Annotated in this window: 14 protein-coding genes; 9 read left to right on the forward strand and 5 right to left on the reverse strand. The window is 70.7% G+C overall.

Annotation, left to right across the window (positions count from 1 at the left end; all coding sequences use genetic code 11):
• The first annotated feature begins 69 nt into the window (after positions 1-69).
• Positions 70-960 (forward strand): hypothetical protein, encoded by an 891-nt coding sequence (locus OG623_RS00320; protein WP_406143169.1) that lies wholly within the window; start codon positions 70-72, stop codon positions 958-960.
• Positions 961-1,055: 95 nt separating this feature from the next.
• Here the strand turns inward: OG623_RS00320 and OG623_RS00325 are convergent, their stop codons facing one another.
• On the reverse strand, positions 1,056-1,238 hold the full coding sequence (locus OG623_RS00325) for a hypothetical protein (RefSeq protein WP_406143171.1): 183 nt from the start codon (positions 1,236-1,238) through the stop codon (positions 1,056-1,058).
• A gap of 97 nt (positions 1,239-1,335) precedes the next feature.
• Positions 1,336-2,400, reverse strand: coding sequence for a fatty acid desaturase family protein (locus OG623_RS00330; protein ID WP_406143173.1), 1,065 nt, complete (start codon positions 2,398-2,400; stop codon positions 1,336-1,338).
• Between the two features lie 259 nt (positions 2,401-2,659).
• Between OG623_RS00330 and OG623_RS00335 the strand changes: the two genes are divergently transcribed.
• The 3 genes from OG623_RS00335 (at position 2,660) to OG623_RS00345 (ending at position 7,534) form a co-directional block, all read left to right on the forward strand.
• Positions 2,660-5,533 carry a DEAD/DEAH box helicase gene (locus tag OG623_RS00335; protein ID WP_406143174.1) on the forward strand — a complete coding sequence of 958 codons (2,874 nt, stop codon included), beginning with the start codon at positions 2,660-2,662 and terminating at the stop codon, positions 5,531-5,533.
• On the forward strand, positions 5,530-6,822 hold the full coding sequence (locus tag OG623_RS00340; protein WP_406143175.1) for an SWF or SNF family helicase: 1,293 nt from the start codon (positions 5,530-5,532) through the stop codon (positions 6,820-6,822). Before OG623_RS00335 ends, OG623_RS00340 begins: the two co-directional genes overlap by 4 nt.
• 127 nt (positions 6,823-6,949) lie before the next feature.
• Positions 6,950-7,534, forward strand: coding sequence for an N-acetylmuramoyl-L-alanine amidase (locus tag OG623_RS00345; protein ID WP_406143176.1), 585 nt, complete (start codon positions 6,950-6,952; stop codon positions 7,532-7,534).
• Between the two features lie 39 nt (positions 7,535-7,573).
• Here OG623_RS00345 and OG623_RS00350 read toward each other — a convergent pair whose 3' ends face one another.
• Together OG623_RS00350 and OG623_RS00355 are read right to left on the reverse strand one after the other, a co-directional pair.
• Positions 7,574-9,265, reverse strand: coding sequence for an MFS transporter (locus tag OG623_RS00350; protein WP_406143177.1), 1,692 nt, complete (start codon positions 9,263-9,265; stop codon positions 7,574-7,576).
• A 179-nt stretch (positions 9,266-9,444) separates the two neighbouring features.
• Positions 9,445-10,113, reverse strand: a complete 669-nt coding sequence (locus tag OG623_RS00355; protein WP_406143179.1) for a lytic polysaccharide monooxygenase — start codon at positions 10,111-10,113, stop codon at positions 9,445-9,447.
• A gap of 215 nt (positions 10,114-10,328) precedes the next feature.
• On the opposite strand from OG623_RS00355, the gene OG623_RS00360 reads away from it, so the two are divergent.
• The 5 genes from OG623_RS00360 (at position 10,329) to OG623_RS00380 (ending at position 13,837) form a co-directional block, all read left to right on the forward strand.
• Entirely contained in the window at positions 10,329-10,772 is a 444-nt protein-coding gene (locus OG623_RS00360; RefSeq protein WP_406143181.1) for a hypothetical protein, read from the forward strand.
• A gap of 1 nt (position 10,773) precedes the next feature.
• Positions 10,774-11,793 (forward strand): PHP domain-containing protein, encoded by a 1,020-nt coding sequence (locus OG623_RS00365; RefSeq protein ID WP_406143183.1) that lies wholly within the window; start codon positions 10,774-10,776, stop codon positions 11,791-11,793.
• Positions 11,794-11,914: 121 nt separating this feature from the next.
• A complete protein-coding gene (locus OG623_RS00370) occupies positions 11,915-12,889 on the forward strand; it encodes an iron-containing redox enzyme family protein (protein ID WP_406143184.1) in 975 nt (324 codons plus the stop codon).
• 50 nt (positions 12,890-12,939) lie between these two features.
• Positions 12,940-13,623 carry a HemK2/MTQ2 family protein methyltransferase gene (locus tag OG623_RS00375; RefSeq protein WP_406143186.1) on the forward strand — a complete coding sequence of 228 codons (684 nt, stop codon included), beginning with the start codon at positions 12,940-12,942 and terminating at the stop codon, positions 13,621-13,623.
• Complete coding sequence (locus tag OG623_RS00380) at positions 13,607-13,837, forward strand: CDGSH iron-sulfur domain-containing protein (RefSeq protein ID WP_406143187.1); 231 nt, start codon at positions 13,607-13,609, stop codon at positions 13,835-13,837. Before OG623_RS00375 ends, OG623_RS00380 begins: the two co-directional genes overlap by 17 nt.
• Before the next feature lie 6 nt (positions 13,838-13,843).
• Here OG623_RS00380 and OG623_RS00385 read toward each other — a convergent pair whose 3' ends face one another.
• Positions 13,844-15,082 carry an FUSC family protein gene (locus OG623_RS00385; RefSeq protein ID WP_406143189.1) on the reverse strand — a complete coding sequence of 413 codons (1,239 nt, stop codon included), beginning with the start codon at positions 15,080-15,082 and terminating at the stop codon, positions 13,844-13,846.
• Positions 15,083-15,097 lie beyond the last annotated feature (15 nt).

Below are 15,097 nucleotides of genomic sequence, written 5' to 3' on the forward strand. Positions count from 1 at the left end.
CGACGGCAGGGTTACCCAGTAGTTAAGGTGCGCCGACGGAACAAGCGATCAGGAATGAGGGTGGGTGCTGTGGCAGCGACGGACGACACGGTCGCCGACGATGACGCGCTGTTTGTGCTGACCGCGGTACTGCTGACCCCCGCGCAGTTTCCCAGTGTGCTCGGCGACGACTACGTGGCGGCGTGCGCCGAGCTCGGCCTCGAACCGTTCGCGGAGGGGTACGGCCTCGTGCTCGGCCAGGACAGCGGCGGCGCCCGGTGGACGGTGGTGGTCGAGGACGTCTCGCTGGTGGCTGTCGCCATCGCCGCCTGGGACTGCGGGATGGAGTACGACCTCTCCCCCGACGACCGCTCGGTGGTCTGCGCACTCCCGGGATGGCCGCTCGCGCTGGCGGTCGCCGCACCCGGCGTCCCCGACCCGCACGATCCCCGACCCGGCCCCGACGACGAGGGCCCCGCACCACTGACACCACCAAACACCGAGGTCTGGGGCGCTCCGCAGCGGCGCCTGGGAGCCGACGAGATCGCCCTGCAGTGGGCGGCGTGGCGCGACCAGATCGACGACGAGACAGCGTTCGGCCGGTCCGGGGAACCCCGGCCGGAGGACCAGGCTCCCGCCGACAGTTCCTCGGCCGACGCAGCGCCGGCCGAGGAGAGGGAGCGGGACGCTGCGGATTCCACCGGATCCGGGCAGCACCCCGGCGTACGCAAGGCGCTCGAAGCTGCCCGGGCCTATGTCGGCTCTCCGCCGCCGCCAGGACGGATCCGCTCGGCGTTCGCTCCCGGCGGGGCGCGTACGCTACGGGCCGACGGCCCCGGCTGGTCCCTGGTGGCCAGGACCGACGACATCGCGTTCATCCTGCTGGACGAGGAGCCGGGCGAGATCATGACGGTGGGCCGCGGCCCGGAACTGCCCGGCCTGCTGAAGTCGCTCGACGAACTCGCCGTCCGGCCGTCCTGAGAGCGGGCCGGACGCGCCCGTCCCCCGGAGCGGCCGGCCCGACCCGCCCTGGACGCGCTCCGGTGGACCGGGCGGCTCCGCGGCGGTCGTGCCGCTCAGCGCCCGATCTCCTTACGGCTGATCCTGCGGAGCCTGCGCCGCTGTGTCGGGTCGAGCATCAGGTACCCCACGGCGGGTACACCGATGAGGACCAGCAGCGACCACCAGAATCCGATGAACGGAATCAGGACGACTGCCGCGACGACTCCCCCGATGGCGATCTTTGCACCGTTCGACATGATCCCTGCCTCCTCCGCGGCCGAGGCCGCTCCTGATGAGAGAACGCCTGTGCGTCTCTGTCGGTTCCGGCTTCGCCGTACGAGCCCTGCGACGGGTCTACCGGAGCGGCTCACCCACCTCGTGCATATGCTCCAGCGCCTGCCGGTAGGACTCGATGATCCCGGTCTCCGCGTACGGCATCCCTATGGATGCACAGTGCGCCTTCACCAGCGGCTGCGCCAGCCGCAGGTGGGGACGGGGCATGCTGGGGAAGAGGTGGTGCTCGATCTGGTAGTTCAGACCGCCGAGGAACCAGTCGGTGAGGACGGCGCCCCGGACGTTGCGCGAGGTGAGGACCTGGCGCTGCAGATGGCCCCAGCGGTCACCGTCCGGGTCGGGCATCTCCATGCCCTTGTGGTTCGGGGCGAAGGCCATGCCCAGGTGGAGGCCGAAGAGCGCATGGTGGACGAGGGCGAAGACGACGGCCTTGCCCGGGGACATCACGGTCAGCAGCAGCGTCGCGTACAGCCCGAGGTGGACGGTCAGCAGAAGGCCGGACAGCACACGCTCACGGACGGGCTGACGCCGCAGGAACTGGAAGCCGTAGATCTTGAGGGCGATGCCTTCGAGGAGCAGCATCGGGAAGAAGAGCCGCGCCTGGTTACGGGTGAGCCAGCGGGCGAACCCTTCGCGCTGGGCGGCCTGCTTCTGGGTCCACACCAGGGCGCCCACGCCGACGTCGGGGTCCTTGTCCACGTGGTTCGGATTGGCGTGATGGCGTACATGCTTGTCGTTCCACCAGGCCTCGTTCATGCCCAGGAGCAGATTCGCGTGCACAAGGCCCACGGCCCGGCCGGCCTTGCGGTCGGCGGTTATCTGGGCATGGCCCGCGTCGTGTCCGAAGAAGGCCGTACGTGTCCACAGGACCGCCAGCGGCAGGGCGAGGAACAGGTTCCACCAGGAGTCACCGAGGAGCACCATGCCGGTGATCACGGCTCCGAGAGCGACCAGGTTGGCGGCGATCCCCACCGTGTACCAGCCCGTGCGCCGCTCCAGCAGTCCCTGCCCCCTGACGGTCCGCAGGAGCGGTGTGAAATCGCTTCCGGCGGCCGACGGGGCCGGCGCCCCCTCCGATGTGTCGCCGATGTGTTGCACAACGGTGGCTTCTACCGCCTGGGGCATGACGTCTCCGGTTTCTGGGCAACTGCGCTGACCTCGTCAAACGTACGGAGAGCGGGCCTGAGGGAGCCATGGCGCCATCACCCCGGCCATGCGGGGGCAATCCCCCGTGTCCGATGGTGGGGCGGGCTGTACCTCGGGCTTCAGAAGGCAGAAATGAGTGAGGTGGATCACTGGGCACTTCTCCCGGAATGTGCCGTGGGTGGAGTACCCTCGGCGAACCCCGGGCTCACTAGTCAAATTTGAGGAATCTGACATCGCTGTGCACAGGCTCCCTGCGGTAACGCTCAACGAGATCTCTGAACTGTCCCGCTGCTCCGCAGTCTTCCTCCCCGCGGATCCGGCCCGTACCGGCCTGATCGCGTTCTGGAATGCGGACGGTAGCACCCCTCCCGGCCATACAAGCAGTCCGGCCGATCTGACGGTCGTAGGAAGTGACGTCCGCCCGTACGCGGTCCCGGCGTTGCTGCTACCCGTGCGGGACGCTCTGCCGGTCCTGACCAGGGCGCGGGCGGACTCACACGCCTCTCCGTCGGCGGCTTTCTGGGGCGCTGCCGGAGTGCTCGCGCTCCAACTCGTCGCGCGTGGACTGCTGCTGCCCGGGCTGAGCCCCACGGACCGTGATGCCTGGCGGGCCGGCCCGTTGAGCACGGACGACATCGAGCGGATCCGCGTGCTGGCGGCCTCCATGCCGCCCCAGGCCCACGCGGTGCCGCTCGACGTGCCGGACGGTCCGGTGATGCTGGCGGAGCCGGAAGCGTTGCTGCGGTCGTTCCTCGACGCGGTGGCCGACGGCCTGCCGCGTACTCCGGCGGCCGAATTCGTCACGGGCACACCGGCGTTCACCGCGTCGGCCGCGCAGCATCTGCCGGGGCTGCGGCCGTGGGCGGCCGATGTGGCCGCGGGACACGATGCGGGGGTGCGGCTCTCCCTGCGTGTCGAGGTTCTGGGTCTCGGCGACGCGACGGGCGTGGAGGACGCCGATGAGGCTCCTTCGTTCCGTGTGGTGACGCAGATCCACAGCGTCCAGGATCCGGCCCTGGTCGCCGACGCGGCGGATGTATGGGCCGACCGCTCCCCGGCCGTAGCGCGGTTCGGTCCGCGTGCGCGTATGGACGCCCTGCTCGCCCTGCGGCGCGCCGCCCGCGCCTGGCCGCCGCTGACGCCCCTGCTGTCGGCGGCGGTTCCGGACGCGGTGGAGCCCGCCGACGAAGAGATCGCGGAACTGCTGGGCCCAGCGGCGAGGGCGCTCGCCGCGACGGGTGTGCAGGTGCACTGGCCGAAGGAGCTGGGGAGGAAGCTCACCGCGCGTGCGGTGATCGGCCCGCGGGACGACGGCGCCGGGACGGCCGGACGGACCGGCGGGGGCATGCCGTCCTTCCTGTCGGCCGACGCGGCTCTGGCGTTCGACTGGCGGTTCGCACTGGGTGACAGGGAGCTGAGCCGGGCCGAGCTCGACCGGCTGGCGGAGGCGGGAAGACCGCTGGTCAGACTGCACGACCAGTGGGTGCTCGTCGATCCGGACGCCGCCCGTCGGGCACGCGGCACCCGGGACCGCGAAGTCACCCCTGTCGACGCGCTGGGAGCCGTGCTGACCGGGAGCACCGACGTCGACGGGCACCGGGTCGAGGTGGCGGCGACGGGCTGGCTCGAGCGGCTGCGCGAGAGGATCGCGTATCCCGAGCAGGGGGACCACGGGACGGTCGGGCAGCCGGACGCTCTCGACGCGAGCCTGCGCGACTATCAACTGCGTGGCCTGAACTGGCTGCACACCATGACCTCGCTCGGCCTGGGCTGCTGTCTCGCCGACGACATGGGGCTCGGCAAGACGATCATGCTGATCGCTTTGCACCTGCACCGACAGGGCACCGAATCCGCCGCCGGGCCCACACTCGTGGTGTGCCCGACCTCGCTGATGGGGAACTGGCAGCGGGAGATCGAGAAGTTCGCCCCTGGGACACCGGTGCGGCGCTTCCACGGCGCGTCGCGCTCCCTGGAGGGCCTGGTGGACGGCGAGTTCGTCCTCACCACCTACGGCACCATGCGGCTCGACGCGGCGCGGCTGGCGCAGGCGTCGTGGGGCATGGTCGTCGCCGACGAGGCGCAACACGTCAAGAACCCGCACTCGGCGACGGCCCGGCAGTTGCGCACCATCGGTGGGCGCGCGCGTGTCGCCCTCACCGGAACCCCGGTGGAGAACAACCTTTCCGAACTGTGGGCGATCCTGGACTGGACGACCCCCGGACTGCTGGGGCGGCTCGGCACGTTCCGTACGCGTTACGCGAGCGCGGTGGAGGGAGGCAACGATCCCGCCGCGGCCGAAAGGCTCGCCTCGCTGGTGCGCCCGTTCCTCCTGCGGCGTCACAAGTCCGACCCGGGCATCGCACCGGAGCTTCCACCGAAGACGGAGACCGACCGCGCGGTGTCCCTGACGGCGGAGCAGACCGGGCTGTACGAGGCCGTGGTGCGGGAAACACTGGATGCGATCTCCGGCGCGGACGGCTTCGCACGGCGGGGGCTGGTCATGAAGCTGCTGACAGCGCTCAAGCAGATCTGCAACCACCCGGCGCAGTACCTCAAGGAGGAACAGCCGCGCATCGTGGACCGCTCGGGGAAGGTGGAGCTGCTGGACGAGCTGCTCGACACGATCCTCGCCGAAGGCGCGAGCGTGCTCGTGTTCACCCAGTACGTACAGATGGCGCGGCTCCTGGAGCAGCATCTGTCGGCCCGCGGGGTGCTCACCCAGTTCCTGCACGGCGGGACGCCGGTCGCCGAAAGGGAGACCATGGTGAACCGGTTCCAGGCGGGCGAGGCACCGGTGTTCCTGCTGTCACTCAAGGCCGCGGGTACGGGGCTCAACCTCACCAGGGCAGGTCATGTGGTGCACTTCGACCGCTGGTGGAATCCGGCGGTGGAGGCACAGGCCACCGACCGTGCGTACCGGATCGGGCAGACCCAGCCGGTGCAGGTGCACCGGCTGATCGCCGAGGGCACCATCGAGGACAGGATCGCCGCCATGCTGGCCCGGAAGCAGGGGCTCGCGGACGCGGTACTCGGCAGCGGGGAGGCCGCGTTGACGGAACTGAGCGATGCGGAGCTGGCCGAGCTGGTCGAGCTGCGAGGGGGCGCACGATGAGCGAGGGTTACGAGCCGGAGCGCACGTTCGCCGCGCTTCCGCCCGCACAGGGACGTGGATTCGCCTCGTCCTGGTGGGGGCAGGCGTGGCTGAAGGCTCTGGAGGACACCGCGCTCGACGGTGGACAGCTCAAGAGGGGGCGGAGACTGGCCCGGGAGGGCAGGGTCGGTGCGGTGTCCGTACGGCCCGGTCGGCTCACCGCGGTCGTGAAGGACCCCGACTCGACGGCGTACCGCAGTGATGTGCTCCTCCAGGAGCTGACCGAGGAGGAATGGGACCGCTTCCTGGACATGGCGTCCGAACGCTCCGGGCACATCGCCGCGCTGCTCGACCGGGAGATGCCACCCCATCTGGTGGAGGACGCGGCGGCCGCCGGGCTGGATCTGCTGCCGGGGATCGGCGACCTGGAGCCGGAGTGCAGCTGCGAGGCCTGGGACCACTGTCCGCATTCGGGCGCCCTGTGCTATCAGGTGGCGCGGCTGCTCGACCAGGACCCCTTCGTGCTGCTGCTGTTGCGGGGGCGGGACGAGCGGCGACTGCTCGATGAGTTGCAGATGCGAAGTGCCGCCCGCGCGGTACGGGGGACGGCTGACGAGGCACCGGCGGACGATCAGCCCGACGGGCCGGCGTCACGCGGGGTGCTGGCCGACGAGGCGTACGCGGCGCGGGGCATCCTGCCGCCGCTGCCCCCTCCCCCGCCTCTGCCCGCGGAGCCCGGACCGGCGCAGTCGCTGGACGCGGAGACGGACCCGATCGCGGGTGTCGACCCCTCGGCTCTGGAGTTCCTGGCCGCGGACAGTGCCGTACGGGCGTTCGCGATGCTGGTGGAGGCGCTCTCCGACGGTCACGGACAGCGGCCCCCGGCAGCCGGTCCGACGCCGGAGCAGGACGCCGTGAGGATGGCCGCCGACGGCCGACCGGAGGCCCGTCTCACGGCGCGGCTCGGCGCGGTGGCCGGTCGCGGACCGGCGGGGCTGGACGTCGCGGTGCGGGCCTGGAGGTACGGCGGCACAGCCGCGCTGGCGGTCTGCGAGGAGGAGTGGCTGCCGGGCCCGGACGATCTCGCCCGAGCCCGGGGGCGTCTCTCCTCGGCGTGGGAGGAGGGCGAGGGCCCGCGACTGCGTGCGTCGGGCAACCGCTGGACCGTGGTCGGTTCGGGTGCCCAGCTGCGTTACGGGCGCGACGGGCGCTGGTGGCCCTACGCCAAGGAGCGGGGCAGGTGGGTGCCGGCCGGACCGGCGGAGGACGATCCGGCGGCCGCGCTGGCCGGGATGCTCTCCAGCTCCTGAGGGGCGGTCGCACGGTCACGGCCATCGGCACAACCCCGGCTCCCGCACCGCGCGGAACCGCACGGTGGGGAGGCGCGTGTTGTGCCGTGGAGGGCCGACCCGGCTCCCCGCACCGACAGGAGTGCCGATGCAGCGAAGACGGATCATCCAGGGCGCCGCGGTCACGGCCGCCGCGGCGCTCCTTCCTGCCTCGGCGCGGGCCGGTGCCGAGCAGGCGGCGGACACGGACCACCCGGGTGCGCAGTGGTCTCCCGCGTCGACATCCAACTACACGGTGTCGAGCCGTCCCTCGGAGTATCCGGTCGAGCGTGTCATCATCCATGTCGCCCAGCAGACGTTCACCGAGACGGTCGGTATCTTCCAGAATCCGGCCAAGGCGGTGTCCGCCCATTACGTGGTGCGCTCGGGGGACGGATTCGTGGCCCAGTGCGTGCGGGAGCGTGACATCGCCTGGCACGCGGGGAACTGGGACTTCAACACCCGCAGCATCGGTATCGAGCACGAGGGCTGGATCGATCAACCGTCGTACTTCACGCCCACGATGTACGAGCGGTCGGCGCGACTCACGGCGGACATCTGCGACCGCTACGGCCTGACCAAGGACCGGGCGCACATCATCGGCCATCACGAGGTGCCGGGCAGCGATCACACCGACCCCGGGGCGAACTGGGACTGGGTGCGCTACATCCGTCTCGTCAACCTGCTCGGGTGATCCGCCCTCGCGGCAGGGGCGGGTCTCCTCGCACCCTCCTCACCCGGGTGGCGGGGGACGAGGAGGGCCTTCGCCGGTGTCGCGCTCTTGTGCCGGAGTGCCGGCGTCGCGCGGGTCGCCACTGCCGCCCGGCCCCTCGGTGCCGTCTTCGGTCACGGCTTCTCCCGGGCCGTCCTGCGCGGGCATCGGCGGCCCTGCGCCCCCTCCGCCCCTCAGCCGTTCCAGGTCGGACGCCCGGACCTGGATGACGAACAGTGCGATCAGCGCCGCGATGACGGAGACGGCGGCGGCGACGGTGAACGCGCTCGAGACGCCGGAAGCCAGTACCTGGTCGCCCCATGGCGCGGGGAGCTGCCCGGTCCTGCGGAACCGCAACTGCTGCGCGGGGGTCGCCTCGGCCATGAAGCGGGAGATCTGGTCCTTCGCCTCGTTGCGGCTGGCCGTACCGAACACCGTGACCAGAATGGACAGCCCCAGTGAGCCCCCGACCTGCTGGGTGGTGTTGAGGACTCCGGAGGCTGCCCCCGCCTCCCTCGGCTCCACACCCGAGACCGCCATCAGGGTCAGCGACACGAACTGCATGCCCATGCCGGAGCCGAAGACCAGGATCGGACCGAGGAGGCTGCCGAGGTACGTGCTGTCGACATCGGTTCGGGTGAGCCAGGCGAGCCCCGCCGCCGCCAGGATCGCGCCGGTCACCATGAACGGCTTGGGGCCCCACCTGGGCAGCAGTCGAGACGCGATTCCCGCTGTGATCGCGATGACCACACTCACCGGCAGGAAGGCCAGCCCTGCCCGCAGCGGGCTGAAGTCGAGGATGTTCTGCACGAAGAGGGTCAGGAAGAAGAACATCCCGAACATCGCCGCGGCCAGGCACAGCATCATCCCGTAGGCACCGGCGCGGTTGCGGTCACCGAACATGTGCAGCGGGGTGATGGGCTGCCTCGACCGGCGCTCGACGGTCAGGAAGACGAACAGGAACACCACGGCGCCGCCGAAGGACGCCAGGGTGAACCCGTCGCTCCAGCCGTCCTCGGAGGCACGGATGAAGCCGTAGACGAGCATCACCATGCCGAGCGTGCAGGTGAGCGCCCCGAGGAGGTCGAAGTGGCCGGGGTGGCGCTCGGACTCCTTGATGTGACGGGGTGTCGCCAGTGCGATCAGCAGACCGATGGGCACGTTGACGAAGAGCACCCAGCGCCAGTCGAGCCACTCCACGAGCACCCCGCCGGCGAGCAGCCCGATCGCGCTGCCGCCCGCGGACACGGCGGCGAACACACCGAACGCCCGGTTCCGATCGGGTCCTTCGCGGAAGGTCGTGGTGATGAGGGAGAGCGCGGTCGGTGAGGCGATCGCACCGCCGATGCCCTGCAGCGAACGCGCTGCGAGCAGTTGCCAGGACTCCTGCGAGAGACCGCCCAGCAGCGAGGCCAGCACGAAGAGCAGCACACCGAACATGAAGACCCTGCGGCGCCCGAGAATGTCGCCCAGGCGCCCGCCGAGCAGGAGCAGCCCGCCGAAGGTCAGGGTGTAGGCGTTGATCACCCACGACAGACTCTCGGTCGAGAAGCCGAGAGATCTCTGGATGTGCGGGAGAGCGATGTTGACGATGGTGACGTCGAGTACCACCATCAGCTGGCACGAGGCGATCACGAGCAGGGCGATCCCCTTGCCGTGGCCCCGCTCCGGGGATGCGGCAATCGACGCAGACTTCTCTCGTGATCCGGTCATGGTATGAGTGCCGTACGAGTCAGCAGTGAACAGAAGTGTTCACTCGTCGACGTTAGGACGGGCAGGACCCGACCGCCAATCGATCACACGGCGGACGCACACACACGCGGACGCACGGTCGTTCGAGGCCCCGTCGGTGTGAGCGGCCGACGGGGCCAGGGGACGTGGACGGCGCGGGATCAGGTGAAGTTCACGTCGCTGCAGAGGAAGTACGTCTGGTCCATGTGTGAGGCCTGCCAGATCGTGTAGACCACATGACGGCCGCTGAGGCCTGAGGTGCTCACGGGGATCTCGTAGTTCTCACTGGGGCCGTAGCTGCCGGTCTCGGCGACAAGCTGGAGGTCGTCCCACGTCAGCGCCTCCGTGGCGGGATCGAAACCCTGCTGCGTGACGTACACCTGGAAGTAGTCGGCGCCATGGCTGGCCTGGTCGTACAGCTTCACCGTGAAGTCGCCGGTGATGTCGGTGGTCTGCCACGGGCCCACGGTGTCGAGGGCGTCGTACCGTCCGCTCTCCGTCCGGCCGCCGCTGCACAGCTGACCGTCGGGTACGACGCCGGGGAAGTCGCCGCCGGACCCGTTGCGGTACAGCCCGTTCCAGTTCCACATGGCATTCGGGTCGGCCTGCCACGCCTGCCAGCACATGGGGTCTTCCTGCTCCATGGCCGGGTTCTGGAAGTCATCGCCCCAGCGCAGCCAGCAGCCGTAGTTGCGTGAGGCCGGGTCGACGACGGAGCCGTGGGCGTTGGCGGTGCCCGTCCACGGGAGGAGACAGAGAACGGCTGCGACGAACACGCCGGCGAGGCGGAGCGCCCAGCCGCTCATATTGACGCGATCATGACAGATCATGGTGCGAACTCCATTCCGGATCAGGTGGGGTACTTGGCGTGGGAGCGCTCCCGCGCCACTGGGGCTTTGCCCCGCCCTTCCCTCCTCAAACATGCTGAGACATGTCGTCGATGAGGGCGGCAGTGCGGGCGGTACCCCTCTGCCGCACGGTCTGCGCTCACCCTTTCGCCGTTCCGGCGGGACGCATCGTCCGGGACATGTGCACAGTCGTATGCATGAGTGAGAGCCGTGGCCCCACCGGGCCCGATGAAGAGCATGTGCGGCCTCCCGGGGTCGACGACACGACCGTCGAGGCGGTGGGGGCGCTGGCGGAGGCGCTGGAGGGGGTGGAGCGTGCCCGGGGGCAGCTCTACGGCTTCCACCAGCTCACGGGCGGCGCGGATCTGACGCTCGACCGGGCGGTGGAGCTGCTCCGGATGGGCGGCCACGCGGAGCAGGCCGACCTGGTGGAGCAGGAGATCATCGGCCGCAACGTCGTACCCGGCTGCTGGACGTTCCAGCTCGTCGAGGCGTACGACGCCACGTACTACCGGCCGTTCGTCGCGGTCGAGGAGAGGGTGCGCACGGAGCTCGTGGGAGGGCGGCGCCATCTCTACGAGGCGGAGATGAAGGAAGCCCGCCGTACACACGGGCACCACCAGCACACCGCGCGGCCCTGACATGGAGCCGGCAGACGCCCTGCGGCGGATCGCGTTCCTGCTGGAGCGGTCCCAGGCGGCCACCTACCGGGTGAAGGCCTTCCGTACGGCGGCGGAGGCGATCAGCTCCATGGACGGGGACGAGGTCGCCCGGCGGGTGGCGCACGGTTCGCTGGAGACGGTACGCGGCATCGGTCCGAAGACGGCCAAGGTGATCCGCGAGGCGGTGGAGGGCGCGACTCCGGGATATCTCGAAGCGCTGGAGGAAGAGGCCGCGACGCCGCCGGTCCCAGGCGGAGAAACGCTCCTGGCCGCACTGCGCGGTGACTGCCACATGCACTCGGACTGGTCCGACGGGGGCAGCTCCATCGCGGAGATGGGCCGTACGGCGGCCGGGCTGGGCCATGACTGGGCGGTGCTCACGGACCACTCCCCCAGGCTGACCGTGGCCAACGGGCTCTCCACGGAACGCCTCCTTGATCAGTTGTCCGTCGTGGCGGATCTCAACGAGCGGTGGGCGCCTTTCCGGCTGCTCACCGGTATCGAGTGCGACATCCTTCCCGACGGCTCGCTGGACCAGGACCCCGACGTGCTGGAGCGGCTCGACGTGGTGGTCGTCTCGGTGCACTCGAAGCTGCGTATGGACGCGGCGGCGATGACCGAGCGGATGCTCGCCGCCGTGCGCGACCCGCACGCCGACATCCTGGGGCACTGCACCGGGCGGCTCGTCGGAGGCAAGAAGCGGCCCGCGTCGGAGTTCGACGCCGAGCGGGTCTTCGCGGCGTGCGCGGAGGCCGGGACGGCGGTGGAGATCAACTGCCGCCCGGAGCGCCTCGATCCCCCGCGCGCCCTGCTCCGGCAGGCGGTCGCGTCGGGCGCGCTTCTCTCGGTCGACACCGACGCGCACGCGCCGGGCCAGCTGGACTGGCAGCTCTACGGATGCGCCAGGGCGGAGGAGTGCGGCGTACCGGCGGACCGGATCGTCACCACCTGGCCCGTGGAGCGGCTCCTGGACTGGACGGGTGGGAAGGGGCGGCGGTAGCGCCACGGCCGGTGCGCGCCCGGGGGCGCCCGGTGTGGACGGGCTGGTCGCGGGTGTCCGGCGTACAGTCGATCACGGTTGTTCATGTGGCTCCGGGGCATGCCGGGCCAGGAGGGAAGCCATGTCGCCTCACCGCGCAGCCCCGTCCTCAGAGCCATCCCTTCCGCGACCGCGTGGAGTGCTGTCCGCCGCGGTGACCGCTTTCCTGCGGGACGGCGGCGCTCTGCCGGACCCGGGCACCGCTCGCGCCGCCGAGCCGTACGGCGACGACCTTCAGCTCGCCCTGTACGTCTGCTACGAGCTGCACTACCGCGGCTTCGGCGGCGTGAGCCCCGCGCTGGAGTGGGACCCTCCGCTGCTCGCGGTGCGTGCGGCGATGGAGGACCGTTTCCTGACGGCTCTGCGGCACGACGCACCGGCGACGGCGAGTCTGGACGAGGTCCTGGACGGCCTCCTGGTCGAACCGGTGCGCGGGTCCGGCGTCCCGTGGTTCCTGCAGACCCGGGGCGAGCTGCGCCATCTTCGCGCGTACGCCAAGCAGCGTTCGCTGTACCACCTCAAGGAGGCCGACCCGCATGCCTGGGTGCTGCCCCGGCTCAGCGGGCGGGCGAAGGCGGGCATGGCCGCCATCGAGTACGACGAGTTCGGCGCAGGGCGCGCGGATCGTGTCCACGCCCAGCTGTTCGCCGACCTCATGACCGATCTGGGCCTCGACACCGCGTACGGCCGCTATCTGGACGAGGGCTGCGCCCCCATGCTCGCCCTGGTGAATCTGATGTCCCTGTTCGGCCTGCACCGTCGGCTGCGCGGAGCGTCGGTGGGTCACTTCGCGGCTGTCGAGATCACCTCGTCGCCCGCGTCGCGGCGCCTCGCCGACGCCATGAAACGCACCGGCGCCGGCCCCGCGGCCGAGTTCTTCTACACCGAGCACGTCGAGGCGGACGCGGTGCACGAGCAGGTGGTGCGACGCGACGTGATCGGCGGTCTGCTCGACGACGAACCCGCGCTGGCGGCCGACATCGCGTTCGGCATCACCGCCACCTCCTTTCTGGAGGACCGGCTCGGGGACCGGTTGCTGGCGGACTGGCAGGCCTGAACCGTCGTACTGATCCGCACCCGCAGGTGAAGTCCCGAAGGGAGCCGCAGATGTCCGCAGACACGGCCGAGGACGCCCGCACCGCCCGCTTGATGACCCTCCCAGGGGTGTACGCGCCCCAGCACGACACCCGCCTGCTCATGGCGGCGCTGGACCGGGAGGACATCGGTCCGGGCGCCGAAGTCCTGGATGTCGGTACGGGCAGCGGCGCCCTCGCCCTGCACGCGGCGCGGCTGGGGGCGCGAGTGACGGCCGTGGACGTCGCGTGGCGTGCCCTGATGACAGCCCGGCTGAACGCACTGATGCACCGCCGGCGCATCACCGTGCGGCGCAGCGATCTCCTCTCGGAACTGCGGGGCCGCTCCTACGACCTGGTGATCTGCAACCCGCCCTACGTGCCCTCACCCCTGGGCCGGCTCCCCGGGCACGGTGCGGCGCTGGCCTGGGAGGCAGGGCGCGACGGCCGTGCGCTCCTGGACAGGATCTGTGAGACCGTCCCGGCGGCGCTGCGTCCCGGCGGACGGCTGCTCCTCGTCCACTCCGGCCTGTGCGACAGCGAGGCGACCCTGAGACGTCTGTCCGACGCGGGACTGCGGGCCGGTGTCAGTGACCGCGCTCTGGTGCCCCTCGGACCCGTGCTGCGCTCCAGACTCCGGTGGCTCCGGGAGACGGGGATGGTGGACGTGGGCGAGACGACGGAGGAGCTGGTGGTGATCCGTGCCGGACAGGACTGAACGCCCGTGCCGGATCGTCCTGGGCGACGAGGGGCCGCTTCTGGTCGAGGGACCGGTGGAGGTCACCTGTGCGGACGGCAGCGTGGCTGTCTCCGAGCGGTTCGTGGTGGCCCTGTGCATGTGCCGGCGCAGCCGGATGTACCCGTGGTGCGACACCAGCCACCGGCGCCGTACGCGGCACGGTGAGGCGGGCCGCCGCCGTTCGGCGGACTGACCACGTTCACTTGCCGGCACGCCGCCGCGTCGGCTTCGCCCCGCGCAGCCGACGGGACATCTCCCGCAGCCTCGGGTGGCGTTCGTGGGCCTGTGCGGAACGGCGGTCCAGCTCCTCGGCCAGGCGCTCGGTGCGTTTGTCGATGTCGAGTTCGTCGAGGATGCGGTCGACCTCCGCGAGGAGCGCACCGTGCAGCTGCCACTGTCTGGGGTGTTCCTGGACGTCCTCGAGCAGCAGGTTCGCCACGCGGTCGCGCGTCGTGCGGCTCCGGGCGAGTGCGTCGGCCAGGCGCTCCTCGGCCTCCTCACCGCTCTCGGCCAGCGGCGTCGTGATCATCAGGGCGAACCCCTCGATGGCGTCGGACATCTGCCCGAAGAGTTCCCGCAGGTCCATGGCCACGTCCTCGGGGAAGAGCGCTTCCTCCCTGCGCTCCTTGGCGAGGTCGGTCAGCGTACGGGTGAGGACGCGGAGCACCACGGCGCAGATCTCCAGCGTGTCCAGCCCGGTCCGCAGGACGACACGGTAGAGCAGCCCCTCCTTGACGCGAGGGTTGAGCATGAGGCTTTCCTCGGCCTGCCTCAGGGAAGCGTCGACCTGCACGATGTCGTGGTCCAGACGGCGAGCCTCGTGCAGACGCGCCGCCGCCTCCCCGACGGGGTGGTTGCCACCGATCTCGTCGCCCAGGGCCCGGAACATCTTTCCCATCCGCTCCCCCAGACCGCCGATGGAGGCGCCCGCCGACTCGACCCAGACGGGCGGTGCGAGCAGGAGGTTGAAGAGCAGGCCGACCCCGGCGCCGATCAGCGTCTCCAGCACACGCAGCCAGGCGCTGACGGCGACCTGCGACACCCCGAGTACCAGCATCGCGCTGATGGCCACCTCAGGCACGAACTCGTTGACTCGTACCAGGCGTCCGATCAGCAGCGCGGTGAAGATCGTCAGCCCGAGACTCCACCAGCTGAGGCCGACCAGGGCGCTGAATCCACTGGCGATCAGAACCCCGACGACGACCGCGTTCACGCGCCGGATACCGGTGGTGAGCGTGGCGTAGAGCGTCACCTGCACCACCAGGAGGGCGGTGAGGGGGGCGGTGAGGGGTGAGGGGTGGGGGTCGGGCAGAACCGCCTGGGCCACGGCGAAGGCGATGACGGCCGCCGCCGTCGACCGTAGCGTCTGGACCGCGGCCGGCTCGGCGGTGCGCTGGACGAGTTTGACGACGGGCTCGGGCGTGGAAACTGCAGGCATTTCTAGACGGTGCCC

This window comes from Streptomyces sp. NBC_01012, from assembly GCF_045162755.1.
Lineage (GTDB): Bacteria > Actinomycetota > Actinomycetes > Streptomycetales > Streptomycetaceae > Streptomyces.

What these genes read in the sequence shown, in the direction of transcription:
- OG623_RS00325 (WP_406143171.1), bottom strand. Translation starts at nt 1,238, where the DNA reads ATGTCGAACGGTGCAAAGATCGCCATCGGGGGAGTCGTCGCGGCAGTC.
- OG623_RS00330 (WP_406143173.1), bottom strand. Translation starts at nt 2,400, where the DNA reads ATGCCCCAGGCGGTAGAAGCCACCGTTGTGCAACACATCGGCGACACA.
- OG623_RS00340 (WP_406143175.1), top strand. Translation starts at nt 5,530, where the DNA reads ATGAGCGAGGGTTACGAGCCGGAGCGCACGTTCGCCGCGCTTCCGCCC.
- OG623_RS00345 (WP_406143176.1), top strand. Translation starts at nt 6,950, where the DNA reads ATGCAGCGAAGACGGATCATCCAGGGCGCCGCGGTCACGGCCGCCGCG.
- OG623_RS00350 (WP_406143177.1), bottom strand. Translation starts at nt 9,265, where the DNA reads ATGACCGGATCACGAGAGAAGTCTGCGTCGATTGCCGCATCCCCGGAG.
- OG623_RS00355 (WP_406143179.1), bottom strand. Translation starts at nt 10,113, where the DNA reads ATGATCTGTCATGATCGCGTCAATATGAGCGGCTGGGCGCTCCGCCTC.
- OG623_RS00360 (WP_406143181.1), top strand. Translation starts at nt 10,329, where the DNA reads ATGAGTGAGAGCCGTGGCCCCACCGGGCCCGATGAAGAGCATGTGCGG.
- OG623_RS00365 (WP_406143183.1), top strand. Translation starts at nt 10,774, where the DNA reads ATGGAGCCGGCAGACGCCCTGCGGCGGATCGCGTTCCTGCTGGAGCGG.
- OG623_RS00370 (WP_406143184.1), top strand. Translation starts at nt 11,915, where the DNA reads ATGTCGCCTCACCGCGCAGCCCCGTCCTCAGAGCCATCCCTTCCGCGA.
- OG623_RS00375 (WP_406143186.1), top strand. Translation starts at nt 12,940, where the DNA reads ATGTCCGCAGACACGGCCGAGGACGCCCGCACCGCCCGCTTGATGACC.
- OG623_RS00385 (WP_406143189.1), bottom strand. Translation starts at nt 15,082, where the DNA reads ATGCCTGCAGTTTCCACGCCCGAGCCCGTCGTCAAACTCGTCCAGCGC.